The following is a 23,072-nucleotide window of genomic DNA, read 5'->3' as shown; positions in this document are numbered from 1 at the left end:
CGCAATTCTCAATTTTTCGCGGGAAGACTGCGGCGAGAACAGACTTGCCCCGATTTGCATGGATTCCGAATCAAGTTCGGAATGACAGTACCGCTAGGGAGAGTTTGTCTAAAAAGTTGCGTCATGCCGAATTTATTTCGGCATCTATACTGCATTTTGTATGAAGGACTTCGAAACAGGTTCGGAATGACAACGGTCTCACCTGACTGCCTAGGATGGTCACACAAACCTAGCTAGGATGGTCACACAAACCTAGCCAAGATGGTCTCACATGACTGTCTAAAAACCCGAAATCGCACTGTCACCCCGAACTTGTTTCGGGGTCCCGTACACAAAATGCAGCGTAGATGCTGAATCAAGGCGACCGCGAAAACGAAAGCGGTCGAGTTCAGCATGACAATAATTTTCGGGCATCCTCATGTACGGGATATTTTATCATCAATCGTAAGTCTGTCACTCAAGAGACAAGCCCCCCCACCGTCCATGCCCGGCGAGCGCAATTCCCAATTCCCAATTCGCGGTAAGGCTTGCGCACGAAGAAGGCTTAGCCCCGATTGGAGGGGCGGCGGGAGCCGTTGCGAAGCAATGGAGCGATAGCGGAATCCCGCAAAGCGGGGAATGCAAGTGGATAAGTGGCGCCTGCACGCCCCATGCTTGGTCGGCAGGGGGCATTCGGCTCCAAAAAATTTATTTTCCTAAAATTAGTCGGAAGTCAACTTCCTATTTTACGGCCTCTTTGAGAACACTTCCGAAGTTTTTGATGTAGTCGATAAACGAAATGTATGCCAAAACCACGCAGACTGCGAAGAAACCGTAGCCAACAAAATTCACGACTGACATTGAGAAGCCCGGATAGTACGACTTAACGAGGGCGAGCAAGCCTGAACGTATAAAAAGTTCCTGGGCCAAAACCACGAAACAGCTTATAACGTAAAAAACGGTCTTTACCTTTCCGCCCTTTCTTGCGGCGATTGCGGTGCCTTGCTTTGCAGCAACCATTCTCAAGAAGTTCTGGGCAAACTCACGGTAGAAAATCAAGACGTAAAAAAGAACCGGCATGTACGGGCGGCCAGTCTCAGGGCAGTCAGAAAAAACAAAACTCGTAAAAACCGAAAGATGCAAGAAAATGTCGGCGAACGGGTCAAAAATCTTTCCGAAGTCGCTAACCTCGCCGTTCTTGCGGGCATAGCTTCCGTCCCAATAATCGGTAAGCTCCGCAAAAATCAAAAGCGGAATAAGGATTCCAATGGAAATTCTTGAAAGCAAACCGGTCGGCTCACTGCCAAGCCACTGAGGAATAAAATAAATCAAAAAAAATATAGGAGCGCAAATCACTCTGCAGAGAGTGAACATATTCGAAGTTTTCATTCTATAAAGTATCCAAAGTCAGCCATAAAAAGTCAAGAATCTAAAAATAAAAAGTATACAAAAAATATACTAAAGAGTCTTTTTCAATTCAATCAGAGGCTCATCCAAGTCAGATTTTACGGTCAAATTGTAGAGAACAGGATAATTTTTTGACTCAGGAATGCGGACTGTCACATATTCAGAGTCGCCCAAAAGCCAATAATTAAAAAGCTGGCGCCATTCTTCCAGCATATTCTGCTTGTTTTCCAGCTTAAAATCCTCGTTTTCAAAAAAAACTGCACTGTCGGCCACATCAGCAATCTGAGAATCCGAAAGAACCGTAATTTTGAACCACCAGCGCGGCAACGGCAAAATAAGCCGTTTTGGCAAACTATAAAATTTTATGAGAGCCGTGCGACCGTCTGAAGCATCAATTTGAAAAAGTCGTTCGTCCAAAATCATCGAAGACTGCTGAACGCTAACGAACATATTTTCATTCTGGCCTGCAAAAAAACTATGCAAAAAAAGATAGCTGTGAATCCAAAGAATCAAGAACACAAGAAAAGCCGGAATCAGAAGATATTTCCAAAAAAGCGAAATAGCAAATCCGCCCGCAAGAATGCACAGCCAAAAACAAACATCACTTTTGGTAAAAAATTTTAGATTGTGACTTTCGGGCAAAAAAATCAACATTATGGCAAAAGCGACAACCGCGAACGACAAGAAAACGCAGGCAAGGGAAAAACGAATTTTCAAATACGAACGATGAAAAACAGAACCTGCGAACATGGCGACAAAACTACCAAGAGAGATTCCTAAAAAAAACGAGAAGGATACAAGACAAAGCGATGTTGAAAAATTCATTCTTGGTACGCCTTAAAATCCTGAGCCACACGGATTGCGGATTTTATTTCATAAGATGGAAGTTCGCACATTGCAATCAGCAACGCTCTCTCAACAACTGCGGAAGAGTCCGCGATTCCGTGCAAGATGATTTTTTTACCACCCCTGATTTCCGCACGAAGGAAATTTATGTTTATATCATAATCAAAAATCAGCATATTTACAATTCGCTGACCGATAAGCTGCTCTTCAATTTTTTTCTGACCAATTTCTTCGATTTCCTCAGTTACATTCGCACGCACCATTCGGGCAATACCTTCTGCGAGAGATTCCGCATTAAAAAATCCCGTGTTGATGACCAGGTGAAACATTGACGGATCGTTGCAGTCAAAGTTGAAGTAAGATTTATGGAATCCCAAACGATTTGCATCGCTCTCAGCAATTCTCTTGCGGGCAGTTTTTTCGTCGCAACCGAGTTCACGCTGCAAACGCTCAAGTCGGGTCCGCTCATCAGAAATAAACCTGAACGAAAGATGATTCGGAATGTCTTTTAAAATTATATACGAGCCCCTGCCAATCATAATGCAGTCATTCTGCGCAGCAGCTTCCAGAATTGCGGTCTGAAGATAATCTAGGTACTCGTCACGAGTTTTTGTTAACGCCGCAAAAAAGCTAGGTTTTTTTTCATCATATTTCGGGAGCAGCTTCTCCGGAAATCCGAGCCGGATTATCCGTTTTTCCAAATCACGACGACCAATAAAACGATAGCCCAATTTGTTTGCGATTATTGCACAGATTTCGTCGCCAAGAGAAGCGATTTGCCTTGAAACAGTTAAAATAGCCATAAAAAACTCCACTTTTAGTTATAATATGAATTTAGTGATAAAATCAAATTAAATAATTGAAATTGCGGAGGATTTTAAAATGAAGAATGAAAACAAGAATTTGGCTTGGAAGGAAGTTGGAAAAAAAGAAATTTTAAAAACTGTCGTTATGACTGTAAACGAAACGACTTCAATTTCTCCAGAAGGCGACCAAGCTCATTTTGTCGTTATGGACGCGCCAGACTGGGCGATAGTGATTGCAGAAAAAAATGACAAATTTTTGATGGTAAAGCAGTGGCGACATGGCGAAGATTCTCTCAGCATTGAATTTCCGGGCGGGGTAATCGAAGAAGGTGAAGACCCGGCAGTTGCCGCGGCCCGTGAATTAAAAGAAGAAACAGGCTTTACAGCTGGAAAACTGACCTGCATTGGAAAAATGAATCCAAATCCAGCTCTTTTTAGAAATCATATTCACGTTTTTGCAGCCGAGGATTTAACCCAGACAGGAACACAAAATCTTGATTCTGATGAATTTCTTGAATATTTTGAAATTCCAAAAGCCGAAGTTTACGAAAAAATGGGTTCACCAGAATACCCGCACGCATTGATGGTTTCGGCCCTCTTTAGATACAAGATTCATGTGGACAAATAAAAAAAACGGAGGTTTAGACTGACTGCACAATGCAGACAGTCTAAACCTCCGTTTTGGCAACGCAATTAGATTTCTTATTTTGCGTCAATAGTTGAAGACTTTGTTGCAGTAGAAGGTGCCGTACTAACCTTTGGAACCTCAGTCTCCTTTTCAGCTTCTTTTGAAGTAGAGTCAAGAAGACTTGCAGGAGCTTCTTTTTCTGCAGTTTCAACACTCTGCTCCTCAACTGGAGCTACAGTTTTTTCCTCAGCCGCAGAAGCCTCTTTTACAGGAGTTTCCTCAGTCTTTACTGTCTCAACAACTGGTGCAGGAGCTGGCTTTGGAGCAGACTTTGCAGCAGAGTAAGCGTCATAAGACTTAGAAGGACTGTAAACACCGTCTCGGTACTCACCTGTAATGCTAGGAATTTCCATTTTCATTCCAGGGTGAATGAGGTTCGGGTCATTCGGGCGAGGCATTTTTGTTTTGTTTGCCTGATACAAGTTCTCCCAAAGAAGCGGGTTGTTGTATACATAATGCCGTCCAGAAATATTCCAATAACAATCTTTTGTGTCTGCCCACGGGCGAACAACGTAGTATTTAGGAAGAGGCGTTACTTCACGAATATCGGCAAGCGCTTCTAGAACCTTGTTAGCATAAACAGTTGCAGAAGCATAGTCTTCTTTTGCGAAGTCAGTCTCCGCACTTGCATACGCTTCTTGAGCAGATGAGAACGCCATCGGGAAGTTCTTGTCCGCATCGATTGTTTTTGCATAAGCGATTCGTTTTGAAGCTTTATTCATAGCTTCCTCTGCATCAGCACGAGCAAGCATTTTTTTTACGTAAGCTTCTGAGAGAGCTGCATTCTCTTCGGCCTTCTGAGCATATTCCTCTGCTTTTTCATATTCACCATAATCCAATGCAGTCTGTGCTTTTTTTGCATACTCGTCAGCCAATTTCTGGTATGTATTGTTTTTGTAGCTGATTGCAAAAGCCATTGTTCCAGCAACGAGTGCGGCTACAGTAGTTACTACCTTTTTCATTATTTTGCGTCCTCCTGAGAATTAGCTGAAGTCTGTTCTGCAGTTGATGTATCTACCTGAATGATTGAGTCGTCAGGATTTGCGAACTGGTCTTTTTCAAGAAGAACTGCATTTTCATCCTCAATTCCGTCTACTTTCTCATTAAGAGGCGCAATAGAATCGGCCTCTACAGAATAAGACTCGGCTTCGCTAACACGTTTCTTAGCCCGGTCAATTGCAGCCTGAGCTTCTTCACGATTCTTTTTTACAATCTCGTAAATTTCTGTGTAGATTTCTTTAGAAGTCTTGAAGCCTTCGTAAGCAGATTTTTTATCCTTTAAATTGTTAAAATTCTTTGATGTATCCGCTTTCTGAAAAAGATCCGTCGCGTTTTTGTACTCATCTTTTTTTGCAAGCTGAGCTTTTACGCTCTCGGCATTTTTCTTTGCAGCAAGCGCAGCCTCTTTTTCTGTTTTGATGAGCCCTGCGTAACCTTTCTGCAAAAGTTTTTCGTATGAATTATAGGCAAGCTCTGCCTGATTTTTAAGCTCAGCACTGCTAGCATCTGCGCCCAATTCAGCATACTTTGCAAGAGCAGCGTCTCCGGCAGCAAGAAGCGCAGAATCTACATCTAGAAAAATTCATAGCTTCGATAGTCTCTTTCATCGTCTTTGCCTTAGCGGCCTTTTCAAGAGACTCATATTTAGCAACTAAATCTTTAGACTGTGCGGAATAATCCGTATTAGGATTTTCGGCGATATTCTTCTTAAAAGTTTCGTAAGCAGAATCAACTTCTTTAAAAAGTTCAGGGAAATATTTCTGTGCCCCAGCTTCAATAGCAGCAACTCTAGCTTTTTCTACAGATTCAAGCTTTTTTTTGTTTGCATCAGAAAAATCATCTTTTTTCTCTTCTACAGGAGTCTCTGCAGCTTCCTCAGCTGGTGTTTCAGGAACTTCTTCTGCCTCAGGAGTAGATTTACAAGCCACAAAAGAAAGGACTGTAAAAGAACACATTAATATTGCGATTTTATTGAGTTTCACTTTTTCCTCCGTTAATCACTATTTTCAATCAATTTATCGACAATTTTCTAACTGACTTCGAGTTTTATTTCTCTTATAAACATCAAATTCAGATAGATTTTGTTTCCATTATAATTGAGAAATCAATTGCACTCAACAAGGTAAAAATTTAAAAGTATACAATTTTGCACTTTATACTTTATAATTTTATAAAATAATTTTTTTGGAGATTTAGGAGTACATCATGGCTGATGAATTTTCATTTGAATTTGCGGACGAACACAAATTGATTTCAAAAAGCACCAACGGCTGGAATCTTGAATTGAACAAGATTTCTTGGAATGGAAGAGCACCTAAATACGACATTCGCTCATGGTCAGAAGATCATAAAAAAATGGGCAAAGGCGTAACTCTCACAGACAACGATTTAAAAAACCTAAAAGAACTTTTGAATCAACTGGATCTTTAGGAAATTCAAAAATCCATCTGCGCAATGACTCAAATTGTATAAAATCCCCTCAAAAATCCACAAACCTCCGGCGAGGGGATTTTTAAATTTAATCTGCCTCGTATTTTGTGCAAGACGCGCCGTTCTTCATTATAATCTCATAAAGAAGAAGATAGAGTTGCGTTGTCTGCAAAGTCATTCCAGTTGAGCGAATTTCCATATCGGTCTGAGCAAGCAAAGCAATAATTGAAGCTACTTGACCATAACTCCAGACACGAGAAGCACGACTATACTGCGCACGAGCCTTCTTGCTCGCAAAACCATTGCTTTTCAGCGTAATTTCGTCAGGATAATTTCCGGCAGAATGAAGCTGAATCCAAACGCAAAGTTTTCTAAAACAAGACGTAAGTCCCGCAATAAGCATGACAGCCCCACCGGAAGCAGAGTTTTTTGTCATAAGAATCTTCTGCAGAATCAGCAAGGAATTCTCAAAACGTTTGCTCGGAGACGAAGAGTTTTCTGTCATCGCGTCAAACAAAGTAAAAGCGGTCTCCTCGCGATTGTGAGCAAGAATCTGCTCCACATCGGCAGATGTGATAACATGGTCTTTCGGAAAGCACAGAAAAAATCTTCCGCATTCACTTCGCAACGATTCCGTATTATTTTCAATCATGTCGAGAATCGTGCCGCACGCATCCGGAGATATAGAAAATCCGTTCTTGCGGAAATAATTTCTGAGCCACTCTTCTTTTCGGTCTTCGAACATTTCCCAAAAAACTTTTTTATGTTCTTTAGGAATAAGTTTGTCGAGTTTTGGATCAACCGAAATTTCGTCCGAGACCAATATGAGCACAGATGTATCAGAAGCGTTTTCCACGGATTTTATCCATTCAGAAAGCAATTCCAAATCATCTTTCTTTTTTATAGTTTCTGCCTGCCGCAAAACAATGCACTTTGCAGGAACAAAAAGAGACTCCATGCGTAACTGACTTACAATGTCAATAATACGTTCGTCAGAAGCGTACAGAAGGAACTCATCAATTTCGCCGTATTTTTTTTTGAGAGCAGCCTTCACGCTCGCCACCTGATCATTTCGTTCACCGAACTCCGGTCCGGTAAACAAGTAAACAGGTGCCGCCATTAGTAAGTTCTAACAATATTTGAAAGAATTCCGACAATCGTAACGTCACGGCTGAAAATCGCAGGAAAATCAGGATTTTCAGGCTGGAGACGAACTCTGTCAGCTTCTTTATAGAAACGTTTCAATGTAATTGCGTTGTCGAGAACGGCAACCACAATCTGACCGTCAACAGCTGTTTGCGCCTGCTCCACAATCGCGAGGTCCCCTTCAAGGATTCCTGCGTTGATCATGCTTGTTCCGCGAACTCGCAATGCAAAATAATTTTTTCCAGGGCGCACAAAAGGTTCTGTAAGATTAACGTAACCATCAAGATTTTCTTCGCTCAAAAGAGGCTTTCCCGCAGCGACGTTGCCCAAAAGAGGAACTCTCGTAACAAAAGGCTCGTCTTCTTTTTTGGCATCAACAAGGACGCTGATTGAGCGCGCGCGTTTTTGGCACTGAGATAAAAATCCTTTTTTCTGCAATGCGGCAATATGATCCTGCACCGCACGAAGGGAAATTCCGAAGTGCTCACCAATTTCGCGTACAGTCGGAGGATAACCGTTTTCACGCGTAAAGTCCGAGATGAAAGTTAAAACTTCTTTTTGGCGGTCTGTAATCTGTTTCATTATTCCTCCTCAAATTTACTTTCAAAAAGTTGCACCAACGCATCAATGGCATTTTTTTCGTCAGGGCCGTCAGCTTTCAACGTTAAGACGGTGTTATACCCTGCAGCCATTGTGATAACGCCCATAATTGATTTTGCGTTAACCGTTGTCGAATCCTTTTCGATAAGGATTTCTGAGGCGAATTTATTTGCAGTCTGTGCGATGAGAGCAGCAGGTCGCGCATGAATTCCAGCCCTGTTCTGAACAGTAAGAACTTTTTCTGTCATAAAACACCTTCCTAAAATACTGTGTCTAAAAAAAATAAAAACTCTTTAATAAGAGTCATCACTTCCATAATAAGCGGTCTGAGCCTCTCCCGATTCAATCCACTTCAGAATATTCTGATTGAAGTCTTTTGCGGAATCCAGGCCCTTGTACTTCAAACGTTCATTCATCGCAGCAGCCTCGATGATAATCGGAACGTTTCTTCCCGGTTTTACCGGAACTTCGATTACAGGAACCTTTACGCCCAGAATGTCGGTCATTTCCTGTTTGTTGCCAACTCGGTCATAGACTTTTGAATCATCCCATTCCGAAAGTTTTATTACAAGCTGAATTTCTTTTTGCTCTCGAATGGAACCAACACCGTAAAGCTGTGCGATATTTATGATTCCAAGCCCGCGGATTTCCATGTGATGGCTTATAAAGGCATTTGCCCCCTGTCCCAAAACTGAGTTTCCGTTAACACAGCGGATTTCGACAATATCATCGGCAACCAAGCGATGACCGCGTTCAACAAGCTCCAGCGCACATTCAGACTTACCAACGCCGGAATGCCCCGTAATCAAAAGTCCCACGCCGTAAACTTCTACAAGAACGCCGTGCATAGTCTTCTTCGGCGCAAAAATATTTGAAAGCACACGCAAGGCCCTTATTGAAAATTCAGTTGAATCAAGGCTGGTCTTTAAAATCGCAATGTGAGCATTTTCAGCACGCTGCAAAAAATCTTTGTCAGGGTAAAGATCGTGCGTAAAAACTATACAAGGAATATCATAGGTAAAAAGTTTATCAAGGGATTCATAATTTTTCTCCGACTGGAGTTTTTTTAAAAAGGCAGCTTCCTCCAAACCAAAAAGCTGAACACGGCTGAACGCAAAACATTCATAAAAACCAGAAAGGGCAAGTCCTGGACGATTTATATCTGGAACGGTGATGCATTTGGAAAGCCCCTTCCGACCACCAATGCACTCAAGATTCAGAGAGTTATGCCCCGGCAATTCCATGTCGAGTAAATCCAATACGGTAAACGGTTTTTCTGCCATGTGCTTACTATACACGCAAAAAGAACAAATGACAAGTATTTTAATGATTTTTAAATAAAAAAGGCGGTAAAAAACCGCCTTTATCTACACACAAATTAAGTCAAGAAATTTACTTTTCCTGAATTTTATCTTTTTCCTTTTTGATTTTTGTATCGAGTACGTCCATCATTTTGTTGAGAGACGCTCCAAAATCAAAATCTTCTCCGGTAACGTGAGCCTGAGCACCCCATCGGAAATTTACAGTTGTATCAAAAACATATGCTTTGTCATGCTTTACGCGAACAATCAAATCTACGATAAGGTCTTCCGCATATTTTACGCGTTCCAATTTTTTCTCAATCATCTCTGACTGTTTCTGTTCAAGTTCAAAACCAACAGGTAAAATTGTCTTAGTCATAATAGTACTCCTTGATAATGCGAAAATTTTGTGGCAAGAAGTTATCAGAACCTTGCTACGTTTATAATCATACTATGACTTATCAAAAAAAATAATAATATTCTGTTATAATAAAAATATTTAAGAATAAAATATGAAATTTCTGACGCAAAAACGGAAGTAACTAAATTGAGGTAAAAAATTCATGCAGATATTTTCGTTTTCACCATTCGGATATGAAGGTGCAATTGTAGCGGTAGAAGTTGATTTGCGAAGAGGAATTCCTTCGGTTGATATTGTAGGACTTGCAGACGGTGCGGTAAAAGAATCCCGTGAACGAATGAAGTCAGCGATTCAGAACAGCGGATTCACATTTCCACTTGAGCGAGTTCTTATAAGCCTTTCGCCAGCAGACTTAAAAAAAGAAGGGGCTGGTTTCGATTTGGCACTGGCCCTTGCTATTCTGAATGCCAGTTCCGATTCAAAAGATGATGACGACACGAAAACCGAAGAATTCACTTGCAAAATTCAAGGTGAACCAGTGCTCGTTATGGGAGAGCTTGAGCTTTCGGGAACGATTCGTCCCGTCAAGGCGGTTCATGCGGCAGCGGCAACAGCGGCGGCGGCGGGAATTTACAAGTGCATAGTCGCATCGGCAAACGCTTCGGAAGCCCGCGAGGTTGAAGGAATGAAAGTCTTTGGCGCGAGCAATCTTTCACAGGCCGTAGAGGCAATGCGCTCCCCGGAACTTTTTACCGGAGGAGATGAAAAAGAATCTCTTCCAGAAGGCTGCGTCAAAATCAACGGAATCGCTTTTCCGCCAGAAGACAAGGCACTTGAATTCGCCGACATAAAGGGGCAGCACAACCTTGTCCGGGGATTGCAAATTGCGGCGGCTGGCGGACACAATCTCCTTGCGTTCGGACCTCCGGGCTGCGGAAAAACGCTCTCTCTGCAAAGATTTCCGGCACTTCTGCCACTTCTTACGCCAGAAGAAGCCCAAACCGTAACACGAATCTACTCGCTTGCAGGCCTGCTTTCTCAAAATCAATCTTTAATCAGGCAACCTCCATTCAGAATTCCGCATCAGACGGCATCTATAGAGGGTATTTGCGGCGGCGGAACAAACTGCCGACCGGGAGAAATTTCTCTGGCGCACGGCGGGGTGCTTTTTCTTGATGAAGCGGCTGAATTCAAAACGAGCGTGCTACAAATGCTACGGGTTCCGCTCGAATGCGGCTCAATAACTTTAAGCAGGGCCGGACGCTCCACAACTTACCCGGCGAACTTTCAGCTTTTAATGGCGACGAATCCTTGCCCGTGCGGAAATTTTGGCGTTTCTGGGAAAATCTGTCTCTGCTCGGCACGGTCAGTCGAACAATATTGGAGAAAATTCAGCGGACCGCTTTTGGACAGGGTTGATATTCGAACGGCAGTTCTCACACAGGATTCTGATGATGAAAAAAATCTATCTACGGCGGAGCTGCGAAAAAAAATCGCGACGGCGGTACGGATTCAGCGTAAGCGCCAGGGAAAGCGAAACGCACAGCTCACCCCGCAAGAAATTCTTGAATTCTGCCAGCTCGGAAAAGACGAACAAGACTTCTTAAACAAGTCAATAAAGAAGTTGGATTTTAGCCAGCGAGCCGTCAGCGGAATCTTAAAACTCTCACGCACAATCGCAGATATGGAAGACTCACAAAAAATAAAATGCGAGTTCATAAAAGAAGCGATTGCGTTCAGGAAAAATGTGGGACCGCTGGATTTGTTCAACGGTGAATAAAAGAGGTGAGACATAAAAAAAAGCTCAGCGTTAAGCTGAGCTTTATACCGGGTCTGAGACTTGAACTCAGACGTCATTGCTGACAAAAGATTTTGAGTCTTTCGTGTCTACCATTTCACCAACCCGGCGAATGACAATAATATATCAACTATAAAAAAATTGTGCAATAGGAAAAGACCCAAAATTTTGACAAAAAAAAGTTAAAATTTTTCTTTGGCTTTTCCCGAAAGTTTTGCACGGCAAAACTTTCGCTTTGGTGGGGGAACTTGCAAGTGTTCCTGAAACTCGGCGACAAGCAAGGCCGAGTTTCAGGAGGGCAGTTTTGTTGCTCGCGCGGTGCTCGCAACTTGGGGGTGGTCGGGGATACTTGCACATTCGCAGACCACCTAGCGTATTTGGCTTTAAGTCGCACCAGGCAGTTCACAAACATCGTGCAACAAGGCTTTCGCTTTGGCGGGTGAGCTTGCAAACGGTTCTACAAACAACATATAGAAGGAATATGAGATTATGATTAGAATAGCGTAACTAAAATTCGGGTAAACCGAAAATCTGTCATCATCAAATAATGCAAACAGACAAACACACTCAAAAAAAATCTAGGAAACGAGATGAACAATTCAGTTTTTACAGGGAAAAGCCCGGAAGAGGTTTTAAAAACAGTTTTTGGATATGATTCATTCAGGCTTCTTCAAAAAGACATAATCAATAACGTACTTGCAGGAAAAGACACTCTTGCCATCATGCCGACAGGCGGCGGAAAATCTCTCTGCTATCAAATTCCTGCGCTGATTTTTGACGGACTTACAGTCGTCGTCTCTCCGCTCATCTCGCTCATGCAAGACCAAGTTGCAACGCTAAATGCGGCAGGAATCAACGCGGTCTTTTTGAATTCGAGCGTGGCCTGGGAAACTTACCGAGAATCAATGCAGTCAATCAGAATGGGAGAGACAAAAATCGTCTACATTTCGCCGGAAGGCCTTGCAACCCCAAGAATCAACGATTTGCTCCACTCGCCGAGCGTGAACGTAAAGTGCATAACGATAGACGAAGCCCACTGCGTAAGCGAATGGGGACACGACTTTCGCCCGGACTACATGGAAATCGCCTCTGTCAGAAGACAGTTCAAAAATGCGGTGTGTCTTGCACTTACAGCGACGGCAACATCACAAGTCCGAAAGGACATCATAAAAAATCTGGGACTAGAAAATCCCGTGGTGTTACTTTCGAGCTTTGACAGACCGAACATCTATCTTTCGGTAAAGCCGAAAAAAAACGACAATAAGCCAAATTGTCGAATGCATAAACCGGCACAAAGATGAAAGCGGAATAATCTACTGCTACTCAAAAAAAGACGTTGATGATTTGACAGACGAGCTGAACGATTTGGGCTACAGCGCACTGAATTATCATGCGGGGCTTACGAACGCGGTGCGAGCTGACCATCAGACAAAATTCATTCGCGACCAAGTGCAGATTATGGTTGCCACACTTGCCTTCGGAATGGGAATCGACAAACCGAACGTGCGCTTCGTGATTCACCACACAATGCCAAAATCCATAGAACAATACTATCAGGAAATCGGCCGTGCCGGGCGAGACGGCCTTCCTTCCGAGGCGATGCTTTTGTATTCAAAAGGCGACGCGTTCAAATTGCGATACCTTTTTGACGACAGCGCGGACAAAGACCGTGCAGAACTACTCTTGAAGGGAATGATAAATTATGTTTCGGGTCAATGCTGCAGGAGACAAGCACTTCTCCAGTATTTTGGCGAGGATTTTGTTCCTGTTGAAGGCGCAGAAAACTGCTGCGACGTGTGCGACGAAGGTCCAGTTCCCATGGCGGATTTGACGATTCCAGTGCAAAAACTTATGAGCTGCATTATCCGCACGGGCTCCAAATTTGGCTCGGCATACGTTATAGACGTGCTTTTGGGTGCAAAGCAAAAGAAAATCTTTGAGAGAAAGCACGACGAACTTTCAACCTACGGAATCGGCACGGAACTTACCCGTGACCAATGGTTCGAATTAATTGACCTTTTGATTCTGCGTGACTTTTTGATGAAAGTAGGAGATTACGGAATACTTGTAATCACTCAAAACGGACTTGAAATCTTAAGAAAGCGGGAAAAAGTTCTTTTGCCGTTCAGGGCAGCCCAGCAAATTCAGATGCAGAACGTGGACTTGTCGGCAAAAAGTCCGTTTGCTCCAAAAAGCCACACTGCCGCAGGCTCCACTGGCGGACTCATGTTCCCGAAGCCAGAAAAAAAGAGCAAATCCGCGGAAAAACCAGCTTTTGTTCTGCACAAAAAGACCGTGGATTTTAGCGATGACGAAAAGGGGCAGAAAATTGCGGAAGAATTAAAAAAATGGCGAAAGAAGACGGCACAGGAGCAAGATGTTCCGCCGTACATTATTTTTGGCGACAAAACACTGAACGATATTGCTCAAAAAAAGCCAGAAACAATGGGACAACTTTTGTGCTGCTCAGGAATCGGGGAAAGCAAAGCCGAAAAATACGGAGATGCAATCCTCGAAATCTGTAACGGCTAAAAAAGCCTTCTTGCCTCAACGTAGAAGCGTTTTTCGGAAGCCTCGCCCATCGAGAAAGATTTTCTTGGGAGCGGGCCACGTCCGTTAATCGTTGCAAAGAAACTGTCTTTTGCGATTGGCGGAAGAAGAATTGCAAGCGATGAAGGCTGCTTTCCAAGCTTAACGACGTCCTCTGTTCCGTGAATGTAGTCAATGTCGTTTTTCTTGTCTGCATGATTCAAATCAAGATACTCGTCAAGAACTGGCTGCAAAGCCGCAATCGCCAGGTCTGTAATCGAAGTGTCAAGCACGCAGAACATTTCGCCCGCAATGAATCCGTAGCGCGCGCCAGACGCACTCTTGTCGGCAACGAATGACTCAAGCTCTTTTTCCGAAGCAAAAGTTTTTACGTTGCCTCCAAGTTTTTCTTGAACGAATGAAACGAGTTTTTCTGAATCCTGATTAAAAATCACGCGGTGAATCGGCTCAAAGGTAAGTCCCTCGTCATAAATATTCACGATTTCAACCAAAGCGAATCGGACAGGGCTTGTCTTTCTCTCATCCTCGCTCAAAGACTCTTTGTGCAAGTCCCAAACGGCCTTTGCCGTGGCAAGTGAATGGTTTCCGTCGCCAACCGCGAAAAGGAACGTGTTTCCGTCGGAATCGGTACCGTTTTTCGCGAGAGTTGCAAGTGCATTCTCAATTTGGGTCTCAGAATCTTTTCCGCGGACAGCCCAGCCTGTAATGTGGCCAGAATTCTGCATCAAATCACCGTCGTAAATCGGATTCGATTTTTTTGCAAGTTTTCCTGTACCGCCAACAAGGGCATCTTCAGCGTCATTCGCAAGCAGCATTATGTGAGGAAGTTCCAGCGCGGCACCGTTTCGGATTTTCATGCGCGGCGGGATTCTCTCCGGAACAGTCGCCTCGGTTGCGCGGATGAAAGCCTTTGAATCAGGCTTCCATTCATATTTTTCAAGGTCAATCGCAATAACAAGACCTTTTCGAACACGTCCGTATTCGGTTTTTCGTTCTATATAAACAGCCTCTTCGGAAGACTCAAAAATATCCGAGGCAAGATAATCTTTCATCGTTTTTTGAATCAAACGGATTCTCTCGTCCTTGTCAGCCTCGTTCAAATAAACCTCTGGGAAAATCAGGTTCAAGGCAGAAGGATTTTTGCCAGCAATTTCCGCGGCTTTTTTCCAATAATCTTTGTCCTGTGTGTACTGATCACAGGCAATAACCGACCAAGTTGACAAATCAACGCTCTTTGGAAGCAAGATTTCTGGAATCTGAACTCCGTATTTTTCGAATGTTTTCATAATAAAAAAATATAGCCGAAAGCCCAATAAGTTAAAAGCCTTCCCCCTCTACTCCGCTTCCACGAAACTCAAAATTATTCACAAGCAAAAAAATCTGATTGTCGGTAGCGGAGGCTTCCCTGATAAAAGTAGCAAACGGCAAATAGATTTTTATACTGGAATTTTATGATGAATTCTTTTGAATTTCATGCTTTAATGTTTCTATGCCACAGATGAAATTTCAGCAGAACACAACGCAAGCTCAAAAAATGAACCAATCGCAGAGGATGAACCAAACCCAGATTCAGTCTCTGAACCTGCTTTCCATGAACTCTGCGGATTTGCGTGAAGAAATCTATTCATTTGCTGAAAAAAACCCGGCACTCGAAATAATCGATGACGAATACGAAAACGGAATTACCACCGCAACGGTGCACACGAATTTTTCAGACCTCATGCACTACGGACGCCCCGGAAAAGAAGGCGACCTTGCAAGCGATAATTTTCAGCAGGCACTCGAAAACCAGACTGACACGCGGGAAACTCTCTCGGAACATCTTTTGCTCCAGCTCAATTCAATGAAGCTCAACGAAAACGAATATACACTCGGCGAAAAACTTATAAACAACCTTGACCAAAACGGATTTCACATCCTTGCGCCATACTCGTTTCTCGACAAAAAAAATCCTGAACACAACGAGATTCTCCTAAAAAAAGTGATTGAATTGATTCAAAGGCTCGACCCGCTCGGCACATGTTGCCGTAATTTTGAGGAAAGTCTTTTTGTGCAGGCAAAAATTCGGCACGAAGCAGGCGAAAAAGTTCCGGAAGAAGCACTCTTTATTCTTGACGGACATTTTGATTCATTAAATCCCCCTCAGCCGGCAAAAATCGCCAAAAAACTAAACAATTTCGTTGACGAGCAAAAAAAACTTTCGTTCATCGGAAGGAACACGAATCTGCCGGAAAATCCGTTCACAGAAGAGGGAATCGAAAAGGCTCTTGCATTCATCAAAACGCTGGACCCAAAACCGGCCCGAAATTTTGGCGTTTCAAGCGAGAATCTTGTGCGCACCGACGTTTTTGTTGAGCGTGAAAAAAATCCGAAAGACGGCGAGTCGGAATTTAAAATCAGGCTTTCAAACGAAAGTCTTCCAAAAATTCAGATTTCGAAGGATTTTACGGAACTTGAAAAATCGCTAAAAGTGAGCGATTCAGAAACCGGTGAAAGTGCGGAGCGGCGAAAATCTCAAAAACGATATTTGAGGGATTCGATTAACAACGCGAAGATTTTTATTGACAGCATCAATTTTAGGGAAAGCACGATTTTAAAGGCGACTGAAGAAATTGTGAGGATTCAGGCTGATTTTTTTAGAGGCGGACCAAGATTTTTAGTTCCTCTCCGCCAAAAAGACATTGCGCAAACGCTGGGCGTTCACGAAGCGACGATTTCGAGAATGGCAAACGAAAAATATCTTTCGTGCGACTGGGGAATTTTTCAGTTCTCGTATTTTTTTACGACTGCGGTTGGAAAATCTGCTAACTCGGATGAAAATCAAGAAAATAAAAATGATGAAAAGCCAACTAAAAGTTTTGAAGGCACAACTTCAAAGGAAGGCGTAAAATTTGAAATAAAAAATCTCCTCGAAAAACACAAAAATGATTCAAAACAACTGAGCGACCAAAAAATCGCAGATATTCTTGCGGGCATGGGAATAAAACTTTCAAGAAGAACTGTCGCAAAATATCGCAGCGAGCTAAACATAAACTCGTCATACGAACGATAAAAATGCGGAGCGGTTTTGCAACACTGACACAGATGAACACGGATAGACACAGATGGGGCACAGATGGATTAAGAAGTGCGCTTCGACTCCGCTCAGCGTCCGTTGGTCGTTGCTCGCTTCGGTGGTTGGTTCAAATTTACTTAAAAATTATGTAGTTTGCTTTAAAACAAAAAAGCTCCCTTTTCGGGAGCATAGCCGTTTGTCGGACTTGAACCTGCGTCTCCGGTCATGCACTTCCTGTGCATTCCCTTCGACCGCCTGCGCTCGCTTACGGGCGCGTCCGTGCGCCCTCATCCTCCCCTTGGTCGGCGCTCGCTCCGGTGGTTGGTTCAACTTTACTTAAAAATTATGTAGTTTGCTTTAAAACAAAAAGCTCCCTTTTCGGGAGCATAGCCGTTTGTCGGACTTGAACCAACCACCTGCACGTTACGAGGGTGCTGCTCTACCAGATGAGCTAAAACGGCGTTAATGTTTTTATAATTTAGCAAATTATGATTCTTGCGTCAAGAACACAACATGCGGATTTTTTAATTTTTTTGAGAGCTGGCAGAAACTTCAAGCTGACAGTCAAGGGCGGCTTTTACGTCCTGAATAAAAACGTCAAAATCCGGGAATGACTCATAACCACGCTCATAAGTAAGATGTTCCCCGGAAGCATAGTCGTCTGCACCTAAAAAATACGGAACTCCAAGTTCTGCAGTGACCGCATCGTATTCAAGGTTTATCGTTCCCATTCGCTCATCAGCTTTATAAATCGCGCAAGTCAAAGGATCATAAAAATCACCAGAAAGCAGAATCTTCTCGTAAACGATGATGCTAAAATCCTTGTAGTCAAAGCTCATCAAAGGAAAATACGTTTTTGCCTTTATCGCCTCATCATCAGACTTCTCGTATGCTGCCCGCAAAGCTGCCTTGTATTTTTCAGAGGATTTGTAATCGCCGCTGGCATACAAAATAAGAATCATCAGATTGTTTGTAGCAAAATCGTTGTTGAATTTAAGTGATTTTGTTGCGAAGCTTTTTGCCTTTTTGTAATTTTTTAGTTCATAAAAACAGTACGCAACGTTGTACGAACTTTCGCCATCTTTTTGAACTTTGTAGGCACGCTCGTAATATTCAAGAGCCTTCTTAAAATCGTTTTTGCTCTCGTAAGAAAGGCCCATGTACTTTAAGACACGGTAGGATTTTGGGTCGATTTTAAGACATTCTTCGTAATTTTTTATGGCGTTGTCAAAATCGTTGTTGTACAAATAAGTTCCTGCAATGTAATCGTAAGCATCAAAGAATTTTGGGGCTTTTTCGAGTGCCTTAAAAAAATATCCCCGCGCCTCTTCGTCGTTGCCCCGCAAAAAATTGCACACGCCCAAATAATAAAACTCCGAAAGCGTAAAATTTTCTTCGCCAACTGCATTGATTTGAGAAATCAGCTCATCAAAATTCTCGTTCTTTAAAAGTTCCTCATATTTTTCATTTTCATAATTTACCGCAACGCTCTTCGCAAAGCAAAACACACCTGCAAAAAGCAGCGCAATAACGATTCCGAATTTTTTCATATTTCCTCCAAAATTTTTAAGCAAGTTCTTCCCAGCGGGCATACGCTTCGGTGAGTCTTGAATCAACTTTCGCATATTCCTCGCCAGTTTTCTGGGCTTTTGAAAAATCAGAGCTGGCCATAAGCGACTCAAGCTCGGTCTTTTTTTCTTCAAGTTCCATAATTTCTTCTTCAAGGGCCTCAAATTCTTTTTGTTCCTTAAAAGTGAGCTTTTTCTTTGCAGCAGGATTCTTGGACGCACTTTCTTTTGCCAAAGATTTTTCTTCCTGGGCTTTTTTCTGTGCAGCTTCTTTTTTTTGCGCCTCGTCGGCAGACTTTTTCTCTTCCAGATAGTCAAGATACTCGGAGCACTTTCCGACAAATCCGCTCACGCTTCCGTCATCTTCCAGAATGAACATCGTATCGGCAACCTTGTCCATAAAATATCGGTCGTGACTCACGATTAAAAGACAACCGCCGTAGCCCAAAAGGAAATCTTCAAGAATATTCATCGTAAAGATGTCAAAGTCGTTCGTAGGCTCGTCGAGAATCAAAAAATTTGGATTTGAAATCAAAAGTCGCACGAGGAAAACGCGCTTTCGCTCGCCGCCGCTCAGAGTCGAGAGCATTGAATGCTGAATTTTTCCCTCAAAGCCGAACTGGTTCAAGAAAAGCGACGCGCTGTAAGTTTTTCCGTTGTTCATGTGGATTATGTCCGCAGCTTCCTGAATGTATTCGAGAACCGTAAGATTCAGATTTTTGAATTCCGGATTCTGCTGATAGTAGCCGAAGAAAGTGTTCTCCCCTTTTACGATTTCGCCAGAATCCGGGGCAATCGCGCCAGTAATAATATTGAGGAGAGTTGACTTTCCGCTTCCGTTTCCGCCGAAAATCCCGATTTTTTCGCCTTTGCTGAAAGTGTACGAAAAATCTTTTAGAACTGGCGTAAAATTCTTTTCGTCCTCAGAAACGTAAGATTTTGGGAAATTTTTTGAGATTCCGTGCAGTTCCAGAATTTTTCCGCCGAGACGCCGCCCCGCAACCTCAAACTGAAAATTTTTGTCCTTTGCGAATTTTTCGCGGTTTATAAGCTGCTCGTCGCGCTGAATTCGGGCCTTAGCCTTGGTTCCGCGCGCACAAGGCCCGCGCATGAGCCAGTCTCGCTCAAACCGCAAAACGGATTCGATTCGCCGTTCAGTGTTTTCTTCGATTTCTGCTTCGATTTCTTTTTTGGCAAGATATTCGGAGTAATTTCCCTGATACAGTTTGATTTTTCCGCGGGCAAGCTCATAAATGTTGTTGCAAACCGCATCCAAAAAATATCGGTCGTGCGTGACCATTAGAACGCTTCGCTTTGTGTCGTGCAAATAATTCTGAAGCCAGTAGATTGTCTGCACATCCAGATGGTTCGTTGGTTCGTCGAGCAAAAGAAGCTGAGTGTCTTCCACGAGAACCTGCGCAAGCGCGACTTTTTTTAACATTCCGCCCGAAAGAGTGCTCATTTTTCGGCTCATGTCGGTAATTCCGAGGATTGAAAGAATCGAGCGAATCTGGCTTTCGTAATTCCACAAATCGCCTTGGTCCATTTTGAGCGTAAGTTCGTCAAACCGATTCTGCTGAGCCTCTGAAAATCCTTCGCCCATTTTTTCGCAAAGCTCTTCGTATTCCTGAATGAGCGAAAGTTTAGGGCTTTCTGACTTAAAAATATGCTGGCGAATTGTGTCCTCGCCGTTAAAAAGCGGGTTCTGGCTAAGATAGCTCACGCCCGCGCTTTTGTTTATTACAACCTGTCCGTCGTCGGGGTAAAGAACGCCGGCAATCACGTTGAGCAGGGTAGATTTTCCGGTTCCGTTCTTTCCGATAATCGCGGCTTTGTCGCCTAAGTTCAAACCGAATGTAACTTCCGAAAAAAGGGGCTTCTCACGCCCCATTTTAGAAATATTGCTGATTGAGAGAATGTTCATACTTGATGATAGCCTTTTGAGGGGACTAGCCGCAAGTGCTGTAAGTGGAGTTTTTGGATTTGACACAGATGAACACGGATGGGACACGGATGGGACACAGATAATTTGAAAGGAAAGATGAAAGTTGAAAAAAAGAACGTTTTCGGGTGGTTGGCAAGCCACGGCCACCGAGAACGTTCGTAAGCTGCCCAGTATGACTCATAGCAAAATATGCGAGGTGGTACGCGAATGTGCAAGTGGACTCGACCTCCTCAAAGTTGAGAGCCACGTGCAAGTAACAAAACTGCACTCACCAACAAGAGGGGGCTGCCCAATAAGTTTAAGCCATAGTGTCATTCCGAATTTATTTCGGAATCTCAACACTACAGACAGCATAGATGCTGAATCAGGTTCAGCATGACAGTATTTTTTGGACAGCCCTTTTTAATTGCTTATGATTTTACCTTAATTAACCAAGACAATATCAGCATCGGTCGTATCGGAGATATTGACCGAAGTTCCATTGCTGTCAGTACCCATAACGCTAATTGTCGCGCCTTTTTTATAAAGATTCGCTCCCTTTTCAGAAGGAGCAGTATTTCCAATAATACTACCGCCAGTCATTTTGAATTTGGAAGTAGAGGCATTACCGCAAGACACTCCGCCACCAGCTTCCGTCGCGGTATTGCCGCTAATACTACCGCCAGTCATCGTAACAACTATGCCGTTATTGTCCAGAGCTATACCACCTCCGTACGTCGCTGTATTACCACTGATGGTTCCTCCGCTAAAGTTTAGCTTAGAATTATAGCCTAAGCGCACGCCCCCTCCCGCATTTGGATTATAATTTCCGATAATAGCTCCCCCGGATAGTTCAACAGTGGCGCCTCCCCATATAGAAACACCTTTACCGTAGTTATATGCGATAAATCCAGAATTCATATAAACATTTCCTCCGGCACTTATTCCGCAATCCTTTGCATTATAATAAACTCCACCAGAAAGTTCAGAAGGTGTCTCCTCATCGCTATACCCCATATAAAGCATTCCCGAAGAACTAATACATATGCCGCCACCAGCGTTGACTGCAAGATTCGCACAGGAAGACTCCGTTGCAGCTTCTGTTTTAGAGGAATCCCCAATGACTGCGGTACCGTACATAAACAACTTTCCGTTGGTGTATACACCAGCTCCCTCATAGGCACTGTTACCAGCTACCAGCGTCCCGTCGGCGAGTTTCACAGAGGTTCCTTCTGCCGTAAAAATACCACCGCCATAACCCGTTTCAGCATCCTCGTTTTTTCCTCCAGTAATTGTAAGATTTTTGAGCGTAACTGGAACGGTCGTGCTTATGGTGAGTGTGGTGCCTTCGCTGTTGCCGTCAAGCACTGCCGAGTCAAGCCCTTGCAATGTAATTGATTTTGCATTAACTGAATCTGTAAACTCAATTTTCTGGCAACCTGTAAAAATTCCTGAAATATAGATTGTATAATCTGTATCAGAATCAGTCATAGCCTTCACAGCCTCTGAAATCGAGTCAAAAGAATCTGGCGTATCTTCACCACCTGGAGAAAGTGTAATCAAAGAAGTAGCATCAGAATCAGAGTCCATCTTTTTCAAGCTGAACGAAACTACGTTTTCCTTTCCCGCCTTAATTTTTGCCGTGGTAGTGGCTGAATAAGTATCGCTGTCCAATTTTGCTGCAAGCGTGAACTCCCAATCACCGGCGGAAAGTTCGATTTTTGAAGAAACAACCTCAGACCAAGTTTTCCATGTGCAGGAAAGCTTTTCGTCAGAAGAATTTCCGTGAAGAGTTATTGAAGTTAAGTTTGAAACTTCTTTTTCTGCCGCTCGCGAATTTTGTGCGAATACAAGATAAGTCCCTTTTTCCTCAGACAAATTTGAGCAGGAAATAAAAATCAGGAAAACTGAAAAACTGCTGAAAAAAAGCAGAAAAAGACGGCGTATTGTCATAAAAACCTCCCTACGGAGGTTCAAATCGGGGCACCGCCCCCCCCGTGCGTATGTATAGTTATTTTTCAAACAAAAAACGAACTTTTTTCGATACCAAATTCTACAACAGGATTCCACAGCAGGCAATCTTTTTTAGATAAATTTAAGATAAAATCCCAGCGTTCTTGCAAGTGGACTCTCCGAGGTAGACACAGATGAACACAGATGAACACGGATGGGACACAGATAATTTGAAAGGAAAGATGAAAGATGAAAGTTGAAAAAAAGAACGTTTTCGGGTGGTTGGCAAGCCACGGCCACCGAGAACGTTCGTAACCTGCCCAGTATGACTCAAAGTCAAATACGCGAGGTGGTGCGCGAATGTGCAAGTTGACTCGTCTCACTCAAAGTTGCGAGCCACGCGCGCGCAACGAATCGCACTCACCAAACGTGGCTCTCCTTGCCACCGCGTTTGGTGAACACCTGCAAGTCCCGCCCACCCACGCGAGAGTTTTCCGCAAGGAAAACTCGTAGGAAACGCTAAAACTCAACTCTTTTTCTCAAACTCCACTTGCAGCGTTTCCACTCGCCGCCCCCCTGCAAGTTGACTAGTCTCCCTCAAAGTTGCGAGCCACGCGCGAGCGACAAATCTGCACTCACCAAACGCGGCTCTCCTTGCCG

Annotated in this window: 21 protein-coding genes and 2 tRNA genes; 6 read left to right on the top strand and 17 right to left on the bottom strand. The window is 43.3% G+C overall.

The features are described 5' to 3' along the window. Positions 1–720: 720 nt before the first annotated feature. From pgsA to JI65_RS14090, 3 genes are all read right to left on the bottom strand, one after another. Positions 721–1,368 carry a CDP-diacylglycerol--glycerol-3-phosphate 3-phosphatidyltransferase gene (gene pgsA, locus JI65_RS14100; protein ID WP_191017757.1) on the bottom strand — a complete coding sequence of 216 codons (648 nt, stop codon included), beginning with the start codon at positions 1,366–1,368 and terminating at the stop codon, positions 721–723. A gap of 69 nt (positions 1,369–1,437) precedes the next feature. Continuing rightward, the gene (locus JI65_RS14095) at positions 1,438–2,211 is read right to left on the bottom strand and encodes a hypothetical protein (RefSeq protein ID WP_191017755.1); all 774 of its coding nucleotides are present in this window, start codon (positions 2,209–2,211) and stop codon (positions 1,438–1,440) included. Next, on the bottom strand, positions 2,208–3,035 hold the full coding sequence (locus JI65_RS14090) for a cytidylate kinase-like family protein (protein WP_191017754.1): 828 nt from the start codon (positions 3,033–3,035) through the stop codon (positions 2,208–2,210). Before JI65_RS14090 ends, JI65_RS14095 begins: the two co-directional genes overlap by 4 nt. Positions 3,036–3,114: 79 nt before the next feature. Between JI65_RS14090 and JI65_RS14085 the strand changes: the two genes are divergently transcribed. Continuing rightward, complete coding sequence (locus JI65_RS14085) at positions 3,115–3,666, top strand: NUDIX hydrolase (protein ID WP_191017752.1); 552 nt, start codon at positions 3,115–3,117, stop codon at positions 3,664–3,666. 74 nt (positions 3,667–3,740) lie between these two features. Here JI65_RS14085 and JI65_RS14080 read toward each other — a convergent pair whose 3' ends face one another. From JI65_RS14080 to JI65_RS14070, 3 genes are read right to left on the bottom strand one after another with little or no spacing between them, the layout of a single operon-like run. Further along, complete coding sequence (locus JI65_RS14080; RefSeq protein ID WP_242457258.1) at positions 3,741–4,688, bottom strand: LysM peptidoglycan-binding domain-containing protein; 948 nt, start codon at positions 4,686–4,688, stop codon at positions 3,741–3,743. Beyond that, a complete protein-coding gene (locus JI65_RS14075) occupies positions 4,688–5,242 on the bottom strand; it encodes a hypothetical protein (RefSeq protein WP_191017751.1) in 555 nt (184 codons plus the stop codon). The genes JI65_RS14080 and JI65_RS14075 overlap by 1 nt, the downstream gene beginning before the upstream one ends. A gap of 1 nt (position 5,243) precedes the next feature. Continuing rightward, positions 5,244–5,708, bottom strand: coding sequence for a hypothetical protein (locus tag JI65_RS14070; RefSeq protein WP_191017749.1), 465 nt, complete (start codon positions 5,706–5,708; stop codon positions 5,244–5,246). 223 nt (positions 5,709–5,931) lie between these two features. Between JI65_RS14070 and JI65_RS14065 the strand changes: the two genes are divergently transcribed. Continuing rightward, positions 5,932–6,156 (top strand): YdbC family protein, encoded by a 225-nt coding sequence (locus JI65_RS14065; RefSeq protein ID WP_191017747.1) that lies wholly within the window; start codon positions 5,932–5,934, stop codon positions 6,154–6,156. Positions 6,157–6,244: 88 nt separating this feature from the next. Here JI65_RS14065 and holA read toward each other — a convergent pair whose 3' ends face one another. The 5 genes from holA to JI65_RS14040 all read right to left on the bottom strand — a co-directional run bounded on the left by holA (position 6,245) and on the right by JI65_RS14040 (position 9,582). Beyond that, complete coding sequence (gene holA, locus JI65_RS14060) at positions 6,245–7,276, bottom strand: DNA polymerase III subunit delta (RefSeq protein WP_191017746.1); 1,032 nt, start codon at positions 7,274–7,276, stop codon at positions 6,245–6,247. Continuing rightward, a complete protein-coding gene (lexA, locus tag JI65_RS14055) occupies positions 7,276–7,884 on the bottom strand; it encodes a transcriptional repressor LexA (RefSeq protein WP_191017744.1) in 609 nt (202 codons plus the stop codon). Before lexA ends, holA begins: the two co-directional genes overlap by 1 nt. Next, entirely contained in the window at positions 7,884–8,150 is a 267-nt protein-coding gene (locus tag JI65_RS14050) for an HPr family phosphocarrier protein (RefSeq protein ID WP_191017742.1), read from the bottom strand. Before JI65_RS14050 ends, lexA begins: the two co-directional genes overlap by 1 nt. Before the next feature lie 45 nt (positions 8,151–8,195). Further along, positions 8,196–9,185 carry an HPr(Ser) kinase/phosphatase gene (hprK, locus tag JI65_RS14045; RefSeq protein WP_191017741.1) on the bottom strand — a complete coding sequence of 330 codons (990 nt, stop codon included), beginning with the start codon at positions 9,183–9,185 and terminating at the stop codon, positions 8,196–8,198. Between the two features lie 109 nt (positions 9,186–9,294). Continuing rightward, positions 9,295–9,582 (bottom strand): HPF/RaiA family ribosome-associated protein, encoded by a 288-nt coding sequence (locus JI65_RS14040; protein ID WP_191017739.1) that lies wholly within the window; start codon positions 9,580–9,582, stop codon positions 9,295–9,297. A gap of 184 nt (positions 9,583–9,766) precedes the next feature. On the opposite strand from JI65_RS14040, the gene JI65_RS14035 reads away from it, so the two are divergent. Beyond that, positions 9,767–11,344, top strand: coding sequence for a YifB family Mg chelatase-like AAA ATPase (locus tag JI65_RS14035; protein WP_191017737.1), 1,578 nt, complete (start codon positions 9,767–9,769; stop codon positions 11,342–11,344). A gap of 45 nt (positions 11,345–11,389) precedes the next feature. Here the strand turns inward: JI65_RS14035 and JI65_RS14030 are convergent. Beyond that, positions 11,390–11,472: transfer RNA gene (locus tag JI65_RS14030), tRNA-Leu, on the bottom strand. Between the two features lie 480 nt (positions 11,473–11,952). Here JI65_RS14030 and JI65_RS17695 point away from each other — a divergent pair. Both JI65_RS17695 and JI65_RS14025 read left to right on the top strand, forming a co-directional pair. Further along, on the top strand, positions 11,953–12,663 hold the full coding sequence (locus tag JI65_RS17695; RefSeq protein WP_340138449.1) for a RecQ family ATP-dependent DNA helicase: 711 nt from the start codon (positions 11,953–11,955) through the stop codon (positions 12,661–12,663). Then, the gene (locus JI65_RS14025) at positions 12,623–13,894 is read left to right on the top strand and encodes a RecQ family ATP-dependent DNA helicase (protein WP_340138450.1); all 1,272 of its coding nucleotides are present in this window, start codon (positions 12,623–12,625) and stop codon (positions 13,892–13,894) included. Before JI65_RS17695 ends, JI65_RS14025 begins: the two co-directional genes overlap by 41 nt. On the opposite strand, the gene JI65_RS14020 is transcribed toward JI65_RS14025, so the two are convergent. Continuing rightward, positions 13,891–15,198 carry a DUF1015 domain-containing protein gene (locus JI65_RS14020; RefSeq protein WP_191017736.1) on the bottom strand — a complete coding sequence of 436 codons (1,308 nt, stop codon included), beginning with the start codon at positions 15,196–15,198 and terminating at the stop codon, positions 13,891–13,893. The two genes, JI65_RS14025 and JI65_RS14020, sit on opposite strands and share 4 nt — an antisense overlap. Positions 15,199–15,401: 203 nt before the next feature. Between JI65_RS14020 and rpoN the strand changes: the two genes are divergently transcribed. Further along, positions 15,402–16,964 (top strand): RNA polymerase factor sigma-54, encoded by a 1,563-nt coding sequence (rpoN, locus tag JI65_RS14015; protein WP_191017734.1) that lies wholly within the window; start codon positions 15,402–15,404, stop codon positions 16,962–16,964. 391 nt (positions 16,965–17,355) lie between these two features. On the opposite strand, the gene JI65_RS14010 is transcribed toward rpoN, so the two are convergent. The 4 genes from JI65_RS14010 to JI65_RS13995 form a co-directional block, all read right to left on the bottom strand. Beyond that, positions 17,356–17,428 (bottom strand) — tRNA-Thr (locus tag JI65_RS14010). Between the two features lie 63 nt (positions 17,429–17,491). Next, on the bottom strand, positions 17,492–18,517 hold the full coding sequence (locus JI65_RS14005; protein WP_191017732.1) for a tetratricopeptide repeat protein: 1,026 nt from the start codon (positions 18,515–18,517) through the stop codon (positions 17,492–17,494). A 16-nt stretch (positions 18,518–18,533) separates the two neighbouring features. Further along, positions 18,534–20,459 (bottom strand): ABC-F family ATP-binding cassette domain-containing protein, encoded by a 1,926-nt coding sequence (locus JI65_RS14000; protein ID WP_191017730.1) that lies wholly within the window; start codon positions 20,457–20,459, stop codon positions 18,534–18,536. A gap of 444 nt (positions 20,460–20,903) precedes the next feature. Next, on the bottom strand, positions 20,904–22,412 hold the full coding sequence (locus tag JI65_RS13995; protein WP_191017728.1) for a right-handed parallel beta-helix repeat-containing protein: 1,509 nt from the start codon (positions 22,410–22,412) through the stop codon (positions 20,904–20,906). Positions 22,413–23,072: the final 660 nt, after the last annotated feature.

It is taken from the genome of Treponema zioleckii, from assembly GCF_014737315.1.
Lineage (GTDB): Bacteria > Spirochaetota > Spirochaetia > Treponematales > Treponemataceae > Treponema_D > Treponema_D zioleckii.
Note: the sequence above shows the minus strand (reverse complement) of the source record. Positions and strands in the feature narration are given on the sequence as shown.

Bases quoted from the DNA above. Each gene is read 5' to 3' on its own strand.
- JI65_RS14080 (WP_242457258.1), bottom strand. From the start codon at position 4,688: ATGAAAAAGGTAGTAACTACTGTAGCCGCACTCGTTGCTGGAACAATG.
- pgsA (WP_191017757.1), bottom strand. From the start codon at position 1,368: ATGAAAACTTCGAATATGTTCACTCTCTGCAGAGTGATTTGCGCTCCT.
- JI65_RS14035 (WP_191017737.1), top strand. From the start codon at position 9,767: ATGCAGATATTTTCGTTTTCACCATTCGGATATGAAGGTGCAATTGTA.
- JI65_RS14020 (WP_191017736.1), bottom strand. From the start codon at position 15,198: ATGAAAACATTCGAAAAATACGGAGTTCAGATTCCAGAAATCTTGCTT.
- JI65_RS14085 (WP_191017752.1), top strand. From the start codon at position 3,115: ATGAAGAATGAAAACAAGAATTTGGCTTGGAAGGAAGTTGGAAAAAAA.
- JI65_RS17695 (WP_340138449.1), top strand. From the start codon at position 11,953: ATGAACAATTCAGTTTTTACAGGGAAAAGCCCGGAAGAGGTTTTAAAA.
- JI65_RS14090 (WP_191017754.1), bottom strand. From the start codon at position 3,035: ATGGCTATTTTAACTGTTTCAAGGCAAATCGCTTCTCTTGGCGACGAA.
- lexA (WP_191017744.1), bottom strand. From the start codon at position 7,884: ATGAAACAGATTACAGACCGCCAAAAAGAAGTTTTAACTTTCATCTCG.
- JI65_RS14000 (WP_191017730.1), bottom strand. From the start codon at position 20,459: ATGAACATTCTCTCAATCAGCAATATTTCTAAAATGGGGCGTGAGAAG.
- JI65_RS14095 (WP_191017755.1), bottom strand. From the start codon at position 2,211: ATGAATTTTTCAACATCGCTTTGTCTTGTATCCTTCTCGTTTTTTTTA.
- rpoN (WP_191017734.1), top strand. From the start codon at position 15,402: ATGCCACAGATGAAATTTCAGCAGAACACAACGCAAGCTCAAAAAATG.
- JI65_RS13995 (WP_191017728.1), bottom strand. From the start codon at position 22,412: ATGACAATACGCCGTCTTTTTCTGCTTTTTTTCAGCAGTTTTTCAGTT.
- JI65_RS14065 (WP_191017747.1), top strand. From the start codon at position 5,932: ATGGCTGATGAATTTTCATTTGAATTTGCGGACGAACACAAATTGATT.
- JI65_RS14050 (WP_191017742.1), bottom strand. From the start codon at position 8,150: ATGACAGAAAAAGTTCTTACTGTTCAGAACAGGGCTGGAATTCATGCG.
- JI65_RS14005 (WP_191017732.1), bottom strand. From the start codon at position 18,517: ATGAAAAAATTCGGAATCGTTATTGCGCTGCTTTTTGCAGGTGTGTTT.
- hprK (WP_191017741.1), bottom strand. From the start codon at position 9,185: ATGGCAGAAAAACCGTTTACCGTATTGGATTTACTCGACATGGAATTG.
- holA (WP_191017746.1), bottom strand. From the start codon at position 7,276: ATGGCGGCACCTGTTTACTTGTTTACCGGACCGGAGTTCGGTGAACGA.
- JI65_RS14040 (WP_191017739.1), bottom strand. From the start codon at position 9,582: ATGACTAAGACAATTTTACCTGTTGGTTTTGAACTTGAACAGAAACAG.